Annotated in this window: 19 protein-coding genes; all 19 read right to left on the minus strand. The window is 65.6% G+C overall.

The window, feature by feature from the left end:
- Positions 1-9: 9 nt before the first annotated feature.
- Positions 10-618 carry a hypothetical protein gene (locus ABD154_RS16025; RefSeq protein ID WP_344251642.1) on the minus strand — a complete coding sequence of 203 codons (609 nt, stop codon included), beginning with the start codon at positions 616-618 and terminating at the stop codon, positions 10-12.
- A gap of 146 nt (positions 619-764) precedes the next feature.
- Entirely contained in the window at positions 765-2354 is a 1590-nt protein-coding gene (locus ABD154_RS16030) for a hypothetical protein (RefSeq protein ID WP_344251643.1), read from the minus strand.
- The gene (locus ABD154_RS16035) at positions 2305-3687 is read right to left on the minus strand and encodes a phage portal protein (protein WP_344251644.1); all 1383 of its coding nucleotides are present in this window, start codon (positions 3685-3687) and stop codon (positions 2305-2307) included. Before ABD154_RS16035 ends, ABD154_RS16030 begins: the two co-directional genes overlap by 50 nt.
- Positions 3688-3702: 15 nt before the next feature.
- A complete protein-coding gene (locus ABD154_RS16040) occupies positions 3703-6330 on the minus strand; it encodes an LAGLIDADG family homing endonuclease (RefSeq protein ID WP_344251645.1) in 2628 nt (875 codons plus the stop codon).
- Positions 6317-6871, minus strand: a complete 555-nt coding sequence (locus ABD154_RS16045) for a hypothetical protein (protein WP_344251646.1) — start codon at positions 6869-6871, stop codon at positions 6317-6319. The genes ABD154_RS16040 and ABD154_RS16045 overlap by 14 nt, the downstream gene beginning before the upstream one ends.
- A gap of 677 nt (positions 6872-7548) precedes the next feature.
- Positions 7549-8322 carry a hypothetical protein gene (locus ABD154_RS16050; RefSeq protein ID WP_344251647.1) on the minus strand — a complete coding sequence of 258 codons (774 nt, stop codon included), beginning with the start codon at positions 8320-8322 and terminating at the stop codon, positions 7549-7551.
- Entirely contained in the window at positions 8319-8651 is a 333-nt protein-coding gene (locus ABD154_RS16055) for a VRR-NUC domain-containing protein (RefSeq protein ID WP_344251648.1), read from the minus strand. Before ABD154_RS16055 ends, ABD154_RS16050 begins: the two co-directional genes overlap by 4 nt.
- Entirely contained in the window at positions 8648-9832 is a 1185-nt protein-coding gene (locus tag ABD154_RS16060) for a hypothetical protein (protein ID WP_344251649.1), read from the minus strand. The genes ABD154_RS16055 and ABD154_RS16060 overlap by 4 nt, the downstream gene beginning before the upstream one ends.
- A gap of 132 nt (positions 9833-9964) precedes the next feature.
- Positions 9965-10345: a hypothetical protein gene (locus ABD154_RS16065; protein ID WP_344251650.1), complete on the minus strand. Its 381-nt coding sequence runs from the start codon at positions 10343-10345 to the stop codon at positions 9965-9967.
- Complete coding sequence (locus tag ABD154_RS16070; RefSeq protein ID WP_344251651.1) at positions 10342-10740, minus strand: DUF7574 domain-containing protein; 399 nt, start codon at positions 10738-10740, stop codon at positions 10342-10344. Before ABD154_RS16070 ends, ABD154_RS16065 begins: the two co-directional genes overlap by 4 nt.
- Positions 10737-10955, minus strand: coding sequence for a hypothetical protein (locus ABD154_RS16075; protein WP_344251652.1), 219 nt, complete (start codon positions 10953-10955; stop codon positions 10737-10739). The genes ABD154_RS16070 and ABD154_RS16075 overlap by 4 nt, the downstream gene beginning before the upstream one ends.
- Complete coding sequence (locus ABD154_RS16080; RefSeq protein WP_344251653.1) at positions 10952-11080, minus strand: hypothetical protein; 129 nt, start codon at positions 11078-11080, stop codon at positions 10952-10954. Before ABD154_RS16080 ends, ABD154_RS16075 begins: the two co-directional genes overlap by 4 nt.
- Positions 11067-11486, minus strand: coding sequence for a hypothetical protein (locus tag ABD154_RS16085; protein ID WP_344251654.1), 420 nt, complete (start codon positions 11484-11486; stop codon positions 11067-11069). The genes ABD154_RS16080 and ABD154_RS16085 overlap by 14 nt, the downstream gene beginning before the upstream one ends.
- Entirely contained in the window at positions 11483-11956 is a 474-nt protein-coding gene (locus tag ABD154_RS16090) for a hypothetical protein (RefSeq protein WP_344251655.1), read from the minus strand. The genes ABD154_RS16085 and ABD154_RS16090 overlap by 4 nt, the downstream gene beginning before the upstream one ends.
- Positions 11953-12309: a hypothetical protein gene (locus tag ABD154_RS16095; protein ID WP_344251656.1), complete on the minus strand. Its 357-nt coding sequence runs from the start codon at positions 12307-12309 to the stop codon at positions 11953-11955. Before ABD154_RS16095 ends, ABD154_RS16090 begins: the two co-directional genes overlap by 4 nt.
- A 2-nt stretch (positions 12310-12311) precedes the next feature.
- Positions 12312-13517 carry an RtcB family protein gene (locus tag ABD154_RS16100; protein ID WP_344251792.1) on the minus strand — a complete coding sequence of 402 codons (1206 nt, stop codon included), beginning with the start codon at positions 13515-13517 and terminating at the stop codon, positions 12312-12314.
- Between the two features lie 2 nt (positions 13518-13519).
- A complete protein-coding gene (locus ABD154_RS16105) occupies positions 13520-13801 on the minus strand; it encodes a hypothetical protein (RefSeq protein WP_344251657.1) in 282 nt (93 codons plus the stop codon).
- A 2-nt stretch (positions 13802-13803) separates the two neighbouring features.
- Complete coding sequence (locus ABD154_RS16110) at positions 13804-14181, minus strand: TadE family protein (protein WP_344251658.1); 378 nt, start codon at positions 14179-14181, stop codon at positions 13804-13806.
- A gap of 76 nt (positions 14182-14257) precedes the next feature.
- Complete coding sequence (locus tag ABD154_RS16115; protein ID WP_344251659.1) at positions 14258-15088, minus strand: hypothetical protein; 831 nt, start codon at positions 15086-15088, stop codon at positions 14258-14260.
- Positions 15089-15092 lie beyond the last annotated feature (4 nt).

Raw genomic sequence — 15092 nt, forward strand, 5'->3', positions numbered from 1 at the left:
TTCACTAGGTCAGGCGTAATGCTGGGTGACAGCATCCGCCAGGTTCTTGGGTTTCGGCTTATCCGAACCGTTCCCCTGGGAACGGTCCGGCTGCGGTGTCGGGGGCGGAGGCGGGGTTGCCTGGCCGAGGATCTTCTTCAGCTCGTCGGCATCAGCCTCGAGCTCTTCCTTCGTCGACCCGCTCAGACGTCTGGCCGCCGAAAGGGAGAGGCCCTTGGATTCAGCGACCTGGTACTTGAGCACGAGCGACGCGTTCTCAGAGTTGGCCTTCTGCAGCTCCTCCCGCTCCTCGGCGTCCTTCTCGGCCTGCGACTTGTTCGCATCCTCGAAGGCCTTGATCTGAGCTTTGAGATCCGCGTTCTCCTTCTCGGCCTGCTTGCGTGCATCACGCTCGGACTGCAGCGCCTTGAGACCTCCCTCGCGGAGGCCGTCGTCATCGTTCGGGTCATCTCCCGAACCCGTGCCGTCCTGCGCGGCGGTACCGTCGGTGCCGGTGGTGCCCTGATCGCCAGAGTCACCGCCGGCCGTCGCGGCATCGGCCGGGGCGGCGAAGAACCGCATGCGCGGATCGGCAGAGGAGAACGGGTTGAGGGTGATAGCGGGAGTGGTGCGAAGCATGAGAGCCTCCTTGGTTGACTGCATCGCGCAGTATTGACCTCGACCGCATCGCACGGCCGAGGGTGGTAAAATCGGGGTGACCGAGGCCCCCCGCGTCAGCTCTGAAATAACGAGCCGTCAGAACACGCGGGCACTGGCCTCGGTCTTCACGTTCCGGACAGATCGACTTCGACGAGTTCCCCTCGCGACATCACCCAGAGCCTGCTTATCCGTGCGGACGGGGTGCGCAGGTTGTAGAGGGCAAGCTGCTTCAGGAGCTTCTCGGACAGCCGTCGGTCGCCGAGGTCGATGATGAAGTTCTCCTTCACCACTCCGGCCGCCTGAGCCTTCGACACCGACCGCAGAATGTGGTTCTTCACCGACTGGTACTTCGGTTGCGTCGACTTCAGCTCGACCTTCATGCCGCCGGCGTTGAGCCATTCGAAATCCGAGGTCGGTTTGCGAGTGTCCTGGTCCTTGGGAATCCAACGCACACGGTTTTCAACAGTGAACCGTTCGAGGAACCGCACCTCGTGCGGCTCAAGTCGTTCACCACGCGTGTCGACGTCGAGCTGGGCTTGGCGGCGCGACCAGTACGCTCGGACCTTCGGGTCACGCATGTCATCGCCTGGGTCCGGATCCGGCACCGACGCGGCGGCGCGCGGCGGCCGCGGCGGTTTCGCTCCACCGCCAGCACCCGATGTCGCAGGCCCGGGTGCGGTCGGCGGTGTCGGTCGGCGCGTGCCACCAGCACCCGTGGACACTCGGCGGATCCCGCCCGATGACGAGCCGGCGCCCATCCGGATGACTCCGTGCGGGTTCTGGCCCTGCTCGGTGATGTAGCCGTACCGGCGAAGCAGCTCCCTGGCGGCCGCGCGGTCGCCGCCGGAGCGGCGGACGATTTCCTGCACCGAGAGCCGGCGGCGACCGGCACGACCTGCCTCTGTGCCCGACCGGAAGTATCCTCGGCGGGTTGTGCCCTCGCGCGTGAACCTGCCGGCGGCCGTCATGCCACGGCGGGCGTTGACGACCTGGAAGATGTCGGCGCCCTCTTCGATCGCGAGAGCGTCACTGGCCCCGAAGTCACGGATGCGCTGCGCCGGCGACAGAGACTCGAAGTAGGCGTAGGGGTCCGTGGTCATGTCCCCGGCGACGTCCTCGGACGCCGGGACTCCACGGCAGTCACACCCCGGGTGCCGGTCGAAGCCGGCGTTCCACCGGTACCAGCGCCCCGCGAGCACCACGCACCGTGGGCACGACGGCGGGTTGAGCATCCGCACGAACCCCGTTGCCGACGACGCCGCCAGACCGGCCGCCTCGGCGGACCGTCCAGCATCAGCCATCGCGGTGCCGGCGGCGAGCGTGAGCCACTGACCGCCGCGCTGCAACGCGAGACCAGCCTGCGCACCCTCGGCGACGCTCATCTTCGCCCGGACTACGGAGAAGCTCAGTGCCTCAGCCAGCGGGAGACCGTTCTGTCCGTTGACTCCTGCGAACGCGCCCGGCACGACCTGCCCGGCCAGTTGCGAGCTCAGCCCCACCTCGGCGAGCGCCGACGGTAGGTAGTCGGCGGCGGCCTGCGCCATGCGCAGTTGCGCGGTCGTGACGATCCGGGTGATCTGGGGGCCGACACGGATCCAGCCGGCGTCGAAGTCGGTGCCCATGCGCGACCACTGGCGGTTGACCGCGTCGAGAGCCTCGAGCTTCTCAGCCCCGATCTGCCGCTGGTACGTCAGCGCCGACGAGGGCAGAGACATCCTGCTCCTGCTCCTTCTCCCGCTCGCGGTTCAGATACGGGTCGGCATCCTGGCGGGCGAAGTACTCGCGCTCCTTGGCCTTGCGTGCCTCGGACCAGCCCATCTCGTCCCATGCGCCCTCGCGGGAGAGGATCGGGGTGCCGCCGGCGAGCTTCTGGATCGCGTCGGAACGCTGCGAGATCGTCGGGGTGCCGGCGTCGTGCCATTCGACCCGGATGCGGCCGTTGATAGGCCACTGGCCGGTGCGGAACCGTTCACGCAGCGCCATGGTCCAACCCCAGCCGGCGCCGAAGGACACCTGTTTGCGTTCGCAGTTCTTCACCAGCCGGGCCTCGTCGGCACGGATCGCGCCCTCGGCGGCCGGGTTGACTGACTGCTGACCCATGTACCGGGTGGGCAGGCCGGTGATCGCGGCGGCGAGCGCCATGTAGTGGTTGACGGTGTCGTGGAAGTTCTTCAGCGAGGACGGGGTGAAGCTGCCGACCTTCGCGTCCTTGTTCGCGTGTGCCCAGATGCCTGAGAAGTAGGATTCCCAGACAGGGATGGGGTCGCCGTTCTTGTCGACGAAGTCGCCCTTCGTCATGCCGAGGACGTACTTCTGGGGCACCGAGTGCGTTTCGGCGGCGATCTGCAGGTTCGTGAGCGTGCGGGCGACGGCGTCGGTCATCGGGATGATGTCATGGATCTCGCTCGTGCCGTCCCAGGAGCCGAGGCGCTGCCGGTTGAGGAGCATGATGACCGGGACGCGGCCGAGTGCGTGCTTGTCGCGGGAGACTTCCTTCCACGCGCCGACGTTCTGACGTTCGAGCCAGATCGTGGCGTCGGGGAGGTAGAGGGTCGCGGAGTCCTGCCGGCTGGCGGGGTCGATGTACTGGCGCAGGGCCGCTTTCATCCGGCGGGTGCGGTTGTCGATGAGGGCGTTCATGTACCGCGGTGATTCGACGGTGATGAACGGCTGGTCTGAGTCGTCTTCGTTGGAGCCGACGGTGATGAACGAGCGGCCGAAGATCATCGCCTCACGGTGCGCCTGCGGGGCCTGGGCGTCCATGTCGTTGTACTCCCAGCCCTCGCGCAGGCCCGCGTCGGCGAGTTCGTGGCCGGGGAGGATGAGGGACTTCACGTCGAGGCGGCGTTCGGGTTCGTCGACGGCGATGCGGGGCAGGTTGACGATCGTCTCGAACCTGCGCAGGTCAGGGGGTACGGCGAGACCGATGTGCTCGAGTCTCTGCATGCCCTCGTAGTAGCGGTCCAGTCGGGCGAGAGTGGGGCGAGCCTTCTCGTGCCGGTTCCGGAGTTCCGAGAACAGAGTCTGCTCGTCGCTTGAGAGAGCCACGCTCACCCCTTTCTGTCATCGGTAGACCCACATGCGGTTGTCGACCTCGTCCCATCCTTCAGCGCGCGAGTCTGCCGCGGCCTCGTGGGTGAGGACGTCGGCCATGAGGAGGTCGATTTTCTGGTGTTCGGACGGTTTGCCGAGGATGTACTTGTCCCCGGGTTTGGCGACCTTCCTGGCGGCGAGCGCGTGGGTTTTGGTCTGTTCGCAGTCGTCGTGGGTGGTCAGTTCCTCGGTTGTGTCCTCGAGGTACCGGACGAGAGCGTCGTACATGCGGTTGATCTGGTTCGTCGGCCACATCACGACGACGTCCTCGCCGTGGTTGGCCGCCCAGGTGTCGGCTTGGGTCTCCCAGTGGCGGGGGTCGACGTAGAGGCGGTTGACCCGGTACCGGGCCATGAGCTCGTCGACGGCGGCGGTGACCTCCGAGCGGGGGATGCGGCCTTCCCACTCGTCGGGGTTCCAGTAGGTGGGTCGGTTGTCGGGTCCGTATGTGGGGGTGAAGCGGTGGCCGTCGATGGTCTCGGCGCGCAGCGCGGTCCAGTCGGCGGACCGGGAGCCGTCGAAGCCGAGGGTGACCATGGTGCCGTCGGGGACCGTGACTTGGGCTTCGGTGCGGTCCCAGAGTGCTTCGAGCATGTAGGAGCCGAGGCCTTGGACGAGGCGGTTGCCGTAGAAGCGTTCCGCCTGCGTGGGGTCGGTCTCCACGAGCTCCTCGGCGAGTGGATCGATCGCCGAGGTGGTGTCGACCCAGGGGGAGTCGGAGTAGACGTACTGGTGGATCTTCGCGCGGTCGCGCTTCTTCTTGTAGTCGAGGTCGACCGGTGGTTTGCGGTGGTAGCGGAAGATGTCCTTCTGCCGGGACTGGAACCCGCGCTGCGCGGCGGAGTTCTCCATGGGGTCCCACGGGTTCGTCAGCTCGATCGTGCGCCCCTGCATGCCGGCGACGCCGCGCGAGATCGTGTTCCACGTGTCGAGCATCTTGTTCGTCTCGGTGTAGAGGCCCGATTCGTCGCCGAGCGCGCCGGTGAGTGGCTGACCGAGCTTCGATTTCGCTGCCGAGGACAGGGGCACGATCTTCCCTCGGTTGGGGAGCCGGATGAAGCCCTCACGCACGTGCACGAACTCCTGCAGAGGCCCAGAGAGGATCATCGTCTGCAGCGGCTCGTAGACGTTGTTCGTCTGGGACTCGGCGAACGCGACGAGCCCGATGAGGGACTTGCTGCGCGGCTGGCCCTTCGCCTCACCAGGCTCATAGACGTACTCCCAGCCGCAGCCACAGCCGTGGTCCTCACAGCGGTAGACGTCGCCGGCGAGCGCCCACCCGTCGAAGAGTGAGGGGCCGACAGCTTCGAGCAGGAGGAGACCTGCACCCCACGGGGACTTCCCGCAGTTGCCGGTCGGGATCATCTCCTTACCGGCCAAGAACACGTGAGAGTCGGCGGAGACCGTGATGCACTGTGTCGGTTCGTCTGCGATGCGATCGATCTCGACGATCCGACGATGCTCGAATTGGGCGTGCGAACGTCCTGGTTCCTTTAGACGATTCTGCTTGCGCGGGAGGGAGAACACCGGCATGTCCGATCGCGCGGAGAACGACACGCGGAACTTCGGGCCCGTCACCCTGCCGTAGAGTGTCGCTTCCCCCTCAAAGCACAGCGGCTTCACACCCAGAGTGGCCAAGAGTTCCATGACGTTCTCGGCGAGCTCCGGCAGCACCGTCGTGAACTCGCACTTGCCGCGCAAGTCCGCATGCCCATCGGTGTCCATGAGGCCCTGCAAGAGCGCCCAGCGTTGTGCCTCAGACGCGCGCAGGTAGTCTCTCGGAATGTGCTTGTGACCAAGAACCCCCGCGTCGCGGAGGCGTGCAGTCAACCCGACAATTCGCCTGGTCAACGGCTTAGACTGAGATGGTTTGTTCGCATACCCGGCGGAGGCCGCCCGGTCGAAGACCTCGTCATCAGGACAGCAGATCCGCCCCGTGTCCGTCTCCCCGTCTCCCAACCACATTCCGAGCAGGTATGGGTCGAGCGGCAAGCCTGCTTCAGGCAACTGAAGCGGTCGAGCGTTCGGCACTCGGAAACGGCGAGCGCCATGCTTATCCTCGAGGCGACCGATCATGTCCTTCGTGCGAAGCCGGGCGGCCTCGTACTTCGCCGACGGGGTGCGGACTTCGACCCACCACTCGTGGTCACCGCAGGCCACCAGCGACGACCCGTCTGAGAACGTCACTCGGTAGGTGTCCGATTGGAACACCTCTGACTTGGCGACCACTCGCGTTGGCCTGCCGTCTTCGGCGAACACCTCAGCGCCGACGTCGATCGCTCCGATGGTGGTCCATCCGTTGGGTGTCGGCACCGGGGTGTCCACGGCGAGCGCCTTCTGGGGGCCGACGACGATCGAGCGGCGGTAGTGGAACGGGGCGAGGAGCCGACGGCGATCGACCACGGCGTTCTGACGGATGCGGTAGTGATTGACCGTGCAGTAGAGCTGCCAGCCGTTGAACGTCAGCGACTCGCCCTCGTAGACGCCACCGGGGACACGGCAGTGCGCCTCGATCCAGTCGGTGGCGAGGAATCCGAGGGTGTGCCGGGGGTCGAAGTCGAGGGTCAGGGGTGCCGGCTGCTCGCTATGAGCGTCCACCGGCGGCCTTCAGCCTGTCTCGGGCCGAGGGCGTCGGCGCGTCGGGTTCCTTCGTCGCGATCTCGGCGCGCTTGTCAGCGACCTCGTCGTCGGTGATGTCCCAGCCGAGCTCGCGCATTCCGGCCTGGGTGAGACCGATCTGGTCGCGGTAGCGGTGCAGCTGGGCGACGAGAGTGGCGTTCGCGTCGGGTTCCTTCTCGACGAGCGCCTTGAGCCGGCAGTATTCTCCGATCGAGGACCACAGCCACCGGTAGCGGGGAGCGGACCATGCGCGGCCCTGGGGGAGTGCCCACACGTCACGCCAGACCTTCATCTCCCGCCGGCGCAGGGAGATAGTGGCCGTGTGGTCGACCTCGACGGTACGGGTCTTGTCGACGACGACGACGCGGTGACGGATCATCTTCGGCAGCGGGAACTCCGGCACCGGGCCGTGGTAGCCCTCGGCGGGGAGCTGCTTGAACGTCAGACCTCGACGGTCCGAGCGGCCAGACTTCGGGTCGACGGGTGGGCCGGATCGGCTGCGGGGGCCTCCACTGACCATGGGTATACTCCGTTCCTCGGCATCGCGCCGACATGAGAAGTGCCCCGCGAATCGCTCGCGGAGCGGCTGACCCAAAGGGTCAGAGCGAGTCCGACCGGGCAAGCGAATAGGGTTTCTGACCTGGGAATTTGGAAATGTTTGAACTAGTTTTGCTCATCTGAGTGCTCCCCGTCGGTACGGGTTGAGAACAGGTTCGGTTGCCTCCCCCTGGGGTGTGGTAGAGGCAAGTCACCCTGCCGCCCAGCCTCCGGGCTGCCGGCGGGCCGTCGATGCCGAGTGGCACGGTCCGCACAGGCCGCGACCGTAGCGAGGATCGTTCGGGTCGAGGCCGGCGGCGACGAGCTCGCGGCGTGATCTCGGGAAGTGGTCGGCGTCGCGCGAGGGTCGGCGGCCGCACACGACGCAGATCGGATCGCGTTGAAGGACGGCTCGGCGGAATCGGTTCTCGTGTTCGCGGTCGTACCCGCGTTGACGGGATGTGCCACGAGTACGGTCGGCGGTACGCTCATGGGCTGGGCACCGGGACTTGGGGCCGTCGAAGAGGGTCGGGCATCCCTTGACCGAGCAGAGCTTCTTCATCGACTGCCTCCGAACATGACGGAAGGCCTGACCGGATGAACCTGTCAGACCTTCATCGCCACCTCTGGTGACTCTACGAGAATAGTACGTGACAGATGTCAAGCACCTCGGGACCTGCGCGTGTTGCGGCGTGTCGTGCGAAGCAACACAGATCGCACATCACCAAGACGATACAGACGCGAACCACGCTGATCCTGACCAATCGGACGCAACAGCACACGACCGCGAACGTCTCGCCTCGTTGCCCATTGCCTCGCTTGATCGTAGGTGATCTTCTCACCTGCTGCCCTCAGCGTGTCAACGATCCGAGGCAACGGCGCTTCGTATGCCTCGATGCGCCTCAGACCTTCACGACGACGAGCACGCACATCCACTTGCGCCTTGCACCTCGGGCACACCGTCACGTCCTCACCGATGGTGGGCCACAGCTCAGCACCACACCCAACCGTCGGACACTGTCCGACGAACACACGCTCAGGTGGAATGTCGATCTGATTCAGGCCAGCGAGACACTGCTCGAGTAGACGCTCATGCCACGCCTCAGCCTGCTCGTGCTTGACCACCCAATCTCTGAGCGGGTCCAGGCTGGCCACGAGCTCGGGCACACCGAGCATCCGGAACGTGGGCCTCTCCTGCTCAAGCACCCACACGCCGAGGATCGCACGCAGCACCGCGGTGATCTCATCGAGCACATCAGCCGCACCCACCCGGAACAAGATCGGGGTGACGTCCGATGACCGCCCACCGCTGGCCGGGGCCACCGCATCCTGCCTGAGCACCGACACCCTCAGCTGTGCAGCCAACGGTCCACACAACCGGATCAGATCAGGCAGGCTCGCCGAGCGCACCTCCCGTGCATCCCACATCGTCACTGTCCCCTCAACTCCCTCTCGATCCGACCACTCACCCAATCGCGGGGCCGCCACACATCCACATCAGCACCGACGAGCGACAGCGCCGAAATCCACGCCTTCTGCTCCGCCGTCGCCGTACCCGTCTCCGACTTCAACTCGCGCCACAGGATTCGACGTTGCCGCGGGTGCACCAACACCAGATCCGGGAACCCTGGCTGAGACCGCCGGCTGTCGTACACGTGATAGACCAGCCAGCCCATCCGCTCGGCCAGACTGATGATGAGCTCCTGCAACTGCCTCTCCGACATGGCCTTGGCCTGCAGGGCACGGTACTCATCGAGCTTCACCGTCTCCGCCTCCCACGCTTCTTCGAAGGACCGGGGTTCACGAGGGCAGGAGGTGGCGCCGACCGTCCCGTCCCAGCCCTGCCAGGCCCAGCCCGAACCGTGCCCGTCACCGTCCCGTCCCGACCCGACCCGGCATATCCAGATCCTGGATGCCGGCGACCTGCTGGGATCTGCTGGAACCTGCTGGGTGGCTCTGCGGGGTCACACTCCGACTGGTTGGTGTCGGGCGGTCCCATCGGACCAGAGCCGGTGTCTGCGGGGTCTCGCTCCGACTGGGTGTCGGATAGTCCCTCGGACCAGACTGTGTCCACCGCGGGGTCATCACACGACTGGTGGTCGTGCGGTCCCTCGGACCGGTGAACGTCTCCCGCGGGGTCTGACTCCGACTGGGTGTCGGATAGTCCCTCGGACCGGGATGCAGGGTTCTCTTCAGGTGCCCTCGTGGCTACGGTGCCGGCGTCGCGGCCGGGCGGTACCTGCCCGGCCTTCGTGTCGGGTTCGGCAGCGTCGGGGAGGACGATGTTGTGAGCGATCACGTACTCGTGAGCGCGCAACCACTCGAGGGTCTTCGGTTTGAAGTACGGGCGCTTTGGCGGGGGCATCATCTGCTTCTCGCGATGAGCCCGCGGTGCGTCGAGCAGGGCTGAATTGCATCGGTTGCAGGCGACCACCATGTCGTCTGGTGACTGCACCTGCTTCGTGAGATGGTCATACGTTCCTGCCTTCTGCCCGCGCCGGTCGCCGTGGAAGTTCACGACCAGGCCGCAGTAACGGCACGCGTCGCCGTCACGGAGGCGCACGGGGATCGTGAGGCCAGGGTTCGCGTTGTCGAGCTTGCGTTGCCGTTCCCATTCGATCTCCTCTCTCGTTCGCATGTGGATGAAGGTGTCGTCCTCGATGAGCTTGTACGCACGTCGCCCATCCCCGTCAGTCACCTCGGTGAGGTAACCCGCGGCGATCGCGACGCTGATGAGCTCGTGGGAGCGTGCCTGCCCGGCCATTTGGACTGCGGTGCCGTGGCTGATGATGTAGTCGGTGAGGTGGGCAGTGGATTGGAGTGCGCAACGGAGGACGAAGCCGAACGCCTCGTTGAGGAGGCGGTCGTCGCATCGCTGGTCTTCGAGGACTGCGAGGACGACTGGGTGGTTGGCGGACGTGTCACCGTTGCGCAGCCATGGCATCCGGGTCGTCTCCTCTCGTGGGTGGGGTTCAGTGGGTGTGGCATTCGCAGGGGCACGGTGCGGGTTCGTCGCGCTCGTGGTCCCACCCGCTGCCGTCACAGGCGCGGTGCTTGCCGTCTCGGCAATCCGGATTCATGCGCCCCTCCGGAGAAGATGCCGGCTGTGTGCGGGCACGTGGTCTTGCCAGGGGCGTCCGTAGCGGATGCCGTGGTGGTGTGGGGCCATTCGCGCGACGAGCTCGGCGAGGTCGGTCACGGTCGTGATGGGACCGATCTTCTCGACAGCGCGCTCGAGCGCCACGTTGCAGTCGGGGCATATGCGGTCGACGTCGATGAGTATCGAAACCTCGTACCGTTCACCACACAGCTTGCACGTCGCTCTCAGCGGGAGCCTCTGCCACATGAGAGTCGGGTATCGGATCGCCTGCATCGCATCGATCATCGCCTTGAAGTGTTCGCCGAGGTCACGCATGTCGAGCCGCTTCAATTGCTCGAAGCCGAGCCTACGGTTCACCGGGACTCCCTCATCGCCGTTCGGATCTGTGCCTCCGCTTCGACCTTGTCGTTATCCGATAGGAAGGACGACTTCGAGGCCCACTCTTTGTAGGCACGGGCGAGCGCGGCGGCGTCGCCGTTCTCCATGTCGGCGAGCGTTGCGATTTCTTCGCCCGGGCCGTAGCAGGAGCATCCTGAGTCTGAGAACCAGTAGTACCTGTGGTCGTCGCGCCACGCGCCGAACGACTCCCATTCGTAGCCGCCTTCGTACTTCGAGAAGACGTTGATGAGGCCGGCGATCTCTTCGTCTGGGTAGAGGCCGGAGTTGAATCTGCTCGTCCTGAGTTTCCGGAGTGCGACGATTGGGTCCATCACCTCACCGGCGAGCGCGGTGTCGGGTTCGATTTCGTTCATGGTCGGGTTCCCTTCTCGATGTAGTTGCGGTCTGGCCAGGTGTTTCCGCAGCAGTGGCAGTGCCAGGCGACAGTGATCTCGTCGAGGCCGTCGGTGGCGTACACGGGTTCCTTGTGCTCGTGTTGGCAGATGACAGTCACGTCGGGTTCGATCTGGCACAGTCGCTTCTCCTCGATCTGCACCTGCTCGCAGTGCTCGTGGCCGGGGAGCATCACGGGTCTGTCACCTCGGTGGTGAATACCCCGTCGGTGGGCAGGTCGTCCTTGTCGAGCCCGAATGTCTCGCAGGGGCAGCCCTCGCCGTCCCACATCGGGCACATCTCGGCATCACACTCGCTCACGGCCCTCACCTCCCGGTGCAGTCACGCCAGCCCCGTCGAGTGATTCCGCCAGGGCAATCCTCTGCTTCAGGCTTGAGTCGATCCCAGCCTCACGGAGAGCACCGTAGAGGCCAGACAGCACCGTCTCCAGCCGCTCCACGGTCGTCGGCCCTGGGTCGGCAGACATCTCCGCCTCGTGCTTCCGGAAGCTGGTCATCGCCTCCTTCTTCGTCGGTGCGATGAACACGCATCGGCACCACTGGCAGGCGATGACGTATCTAGGGCCGACGCGGACGTGGGAAGTGTTCGTGTCGGCGGTCGCGTCGGCGTGCCAGCCCTCCGGCGTCCACCCTGCAGGGGCATCGTTGACGATTGGTGCGCGGTGGTCGTCCGGTTCGTAGTGGACCCGGCATTCGTGCTCACTCACGTCTCGTCACCTCCCGGTGCGATCACGCCGTGAGCGTCGAGGAACGCCGCCAGAGCGTGGTCTCCCTGCTCTCCACCGCACGAAGCGTTGAGATGCGTGAACTCCACCAGGAGACCGTTCAGCCGCTCCGCGTTTGTCGGCTCCGGATCGGGAACGACCTCGATACCGAGGGCCGTGACGATGACGAAAAACTCACTGTCCCCCCGCACGGCACCTACGCGCACGAGCTCGTCTCGTATCTCGGTGTACTTGTTCTTCGTGATCGTGCGCACTGCCGGGGTCGCCGGGACGGGCGTCCAGAGGAGGTCAACCATCCCGCGATCGGAGCGTCGTGACTGATACGTGCCCCCGATCCTCTTGATCGTCCATGGCCGTCCCGCGTCCTGCTCGTCGCGCATCCCGACGTAGTCGTCCTTCTCCGCGAACCTCGCGGCCGCGAAGTCGGCGGCGGTGTACGTCTTCTCAGTCATCGTTCTGTTCTTTCGGTGTCGACTGCCTGCGTTTCAGCGGGCGGTTTGAGCAGCACGGCGATAGCTTTCCTTGCGTCGCGGCGCCACCAGTTCTTGATCGGGCCCTCCGGGCACGTGGCCCAGGTGCGGCCGACGGCGGCGTAGCGGCGATCGAACGCGGACGCCGCGACCCGCTCGGCCGCCGCCGGCGACGACAGCTCGGCGAGCCTGCGTCGAAGGTCGTGGGCTGTGTTCTTCCACGTCTCCTCCGTCGGCAGCGGGTCGTTCTCCTTGTCCGAGACTCCGTGCTCCTCGATGAACTCCTGCGCATGGCGGGCCCGGGCCGGTGTCGCCCTGTACTCGTAGCCGGTCATCGTCAGTCACCCTTGACGTTGATGACCTGGTGGAACGTGTGGCGGATCTTCACGAGATCCTTCGCGTCATCCATCACCTGGTCGATCGGTTTGTATGCCTGCGGGATCTCGTCGATGAACGCATCCGTGTCGCGGTATTCGATGCCGACCATGGCCTCACGCAACTGGTCGCGGGTGAACATCTTCCGGGCCTTCGAACGCGAGTAGGTGCGGCCGGCACCGTGCGGGGACGAGTTGAAGCTCATCGCGTTGCCGAGGCCCTCGACGACGTAGGAGGCGGTGCCCATCGAACCCGGAATGAGCCCGAGCTGCCCCTCACGCGCGGAGATCGCACCCTTCCGGGAGATCCACAGGTTCCGGCCGAAGTGGTGCTCCTTCTGCGTGAAATTGTGGTGGCAGTTGATGCGCTGCCCCTCCACCACCTCGGTGCCCATGTGCAAGGCGAGCGCGGTGAGGACGCGGTCCATCATCTCTTCGCGGTTGAGGAGTGCAAAGTGCTGTGCCCAGTTGAGTTCGGCGATGTAGTGGTCGAATTCGGGGGTGCCTTCGACGAGGTAGGCGAGGTCGGGTTCGGGCAGGTCGATCCACCATTTCTTCATCAGCTCGGTGGCGACCTTGATGTGGTGGCGGGCGATCTGGTTGCCGATGCCGCGGGACCCTGAGTGGAGGAACGCCCACACTCGGGAGTCTTCGTCGAGGGTGATCTCGATGAAGTGGTTGCCTGACCCGAGGGTTCCGAGCTGCCGGCGCCAGTTCGATGCGTAGACGTCTGGGTATTGCTCATCGCCGCGGACTGGCCACACATCCTGCTCCCACATGTCCTCGAGTTCCCAGATTCGCTTCGCTGCGGTCACTGGGTCGACCTCGTCGTTGTAGTTGCCGGCGGAGAGCGGGATGCGGGACTCGATGTCCTCACGCAGCTTCGTGACGCCGGGAACACCGCCGACTTCGTACAGGTCGACGCCGGTCCACTGGGTGCGCACCGCGATCATGCCGCACCCGATGTCGACGCCGACCGCGGCCGGGATGATCGCCCCGTCCGTGGGGATCACCGAGCCGACCGTGGCGCCCTTCCCGAGGTGCGCGTCGGGCATGAGCGCGAGGTGCGGGTGGACGAACGGCATCGCCGCGGTGGAGCCCGCCTGGGCGCGGGTGTCGGGTTCGAGGATGGATGCCCAGTTGTAGAGTTTCGGTGCGAGTTGGTGGATGGTCATGATGCGTCTCCCGTGGTGATCGGTTCTTCGTCGGTGAAGAGGTCGATGTAGATCGAGAATTGTGGGCCGAGATCCTGAGCGGTGGTGAGGTCGGAGTTCTTGCATGCGGTGACGAGGCGGTTGAGTTCGGCCGAGTCGGCGTGGAAGGTGAGGTCGCTGCGGACTGGTCCGTCGACGTACTCGGCGATCTCGGTGGGGTAGTTGACGATCTCGTAGGGGCCGCCGTCGTCGCCGCGGTTGTCGGTGTCTCGCATCCGCCACATCGTTGACTTGACCATGGTCAGAGGCTCTTCGGTGTGAGGGGTCGGGCGTGGATGCCGTCGGTGGAGGGGCCGGGGTCGCCGTCGTAGCCGGCAAAGTAGTGTTCGTGGCGGCGTCCGTCGGTGGAGTGCCAGCACACCTCGTCCTTGTGTTTGATGTCGGTGATCTTGATCGGTTCGACCGGGGTCGTCCCGGTGAGGGCACCGAAGAGCGCGGCGAGTTGCCGTTCCTTCTCCTGTTCGGCTTGCCGGCGGTTCTCGGCGGCCTTCATGAGTTCCTGGCCCTCGCGGGCAGCTGCCGTGGTCTCACGGTTGGTTTTGATCGCGCGCGTCAGCTGCCAGATGAGGAACAGCGTGACGATGATGAGAGGGAGGGTGGCGGCGAGTTGGAGTGTCATTTGCGGTTTCTCCTGGTGATGATCCACACCCACACGTGGGCGGGGAGGATGAGCATGCGGTCGATGAGGTGGCGCATCAGCGGAATCCCTTCACGAGTTCCTGCCCCACCCCGGTGAGGTCGTCGGACCATTGGAGGCGGGTCTGGCGTCGGGTGTCGGCGGTGAGCATCTTCTCCTTCTCGTCGGTCGGGGCGACCGGGTTCGTTGCCAGGCCGTAGAAGTACTTCCCGCAGGAGACCCGCCACAGTGCGGCGGTGATCTCTTCGATCTCGATCTCCCCGCCGTACTTCTTCGCCGAATCGAGGAACACCTTCAACCGGTCCGCCGGCACGACGGTGGTGCGGGTGCTGCGCGGGTTCTGAGCGGCCATGGACTCGAGGACGTGTACCGCCCGGGCGAGCTCCTCGGCGGGTTCGGCGGCGGGCAGGGTGATCGACTTCCCCTCGAACAGGCCGGTGCGATCGGTGGCGCGGATGCGGATCTTCTCCGGGCCCGTGCCCGTGACAGTGACCTCCACCTCCGGGTCCCACGACTCCTTCGGGGTCAGACCCGCGAACCCCATCAGCTGGGAGGCCATGGTGGGTGTGAGGATGATCGAATCCGCGAGCACATCACCGGTGACTCGGGCGCCGTTAATCGTCGCGACCTTGCACACGATCATCGTCAACCCCGACGACGCCACGACCAGCACATGGTCGGCAGTGAACACGACACCGACCATGTGATTGCCCGACTCCGGGTCCTTCGGCACATGCGGCAACGCTGCGGCGAGCGCCTGAGTGAGCGTGATGGGGTCGAGGCGGGCGGAGAGGTCGCGGGTGATGCGGCGGGCCTCCCGGTCCTGTTTCCCGGCCATGAAGTCGTGGATCACGGTGAGGTGTTCCTTCGCGTCATCAGCATTGGACATGGCG

The sequence above is a fragment of the Brevibacterium sanguinis genome (genome assembly GCF_039528855.1).
Lineage (GTDB): Bacteria > Actinomycetota > Actinomycetes > Actinomycetales > Brevibacteriaceae > Brevibacterium > Brevibacterium sanguinis.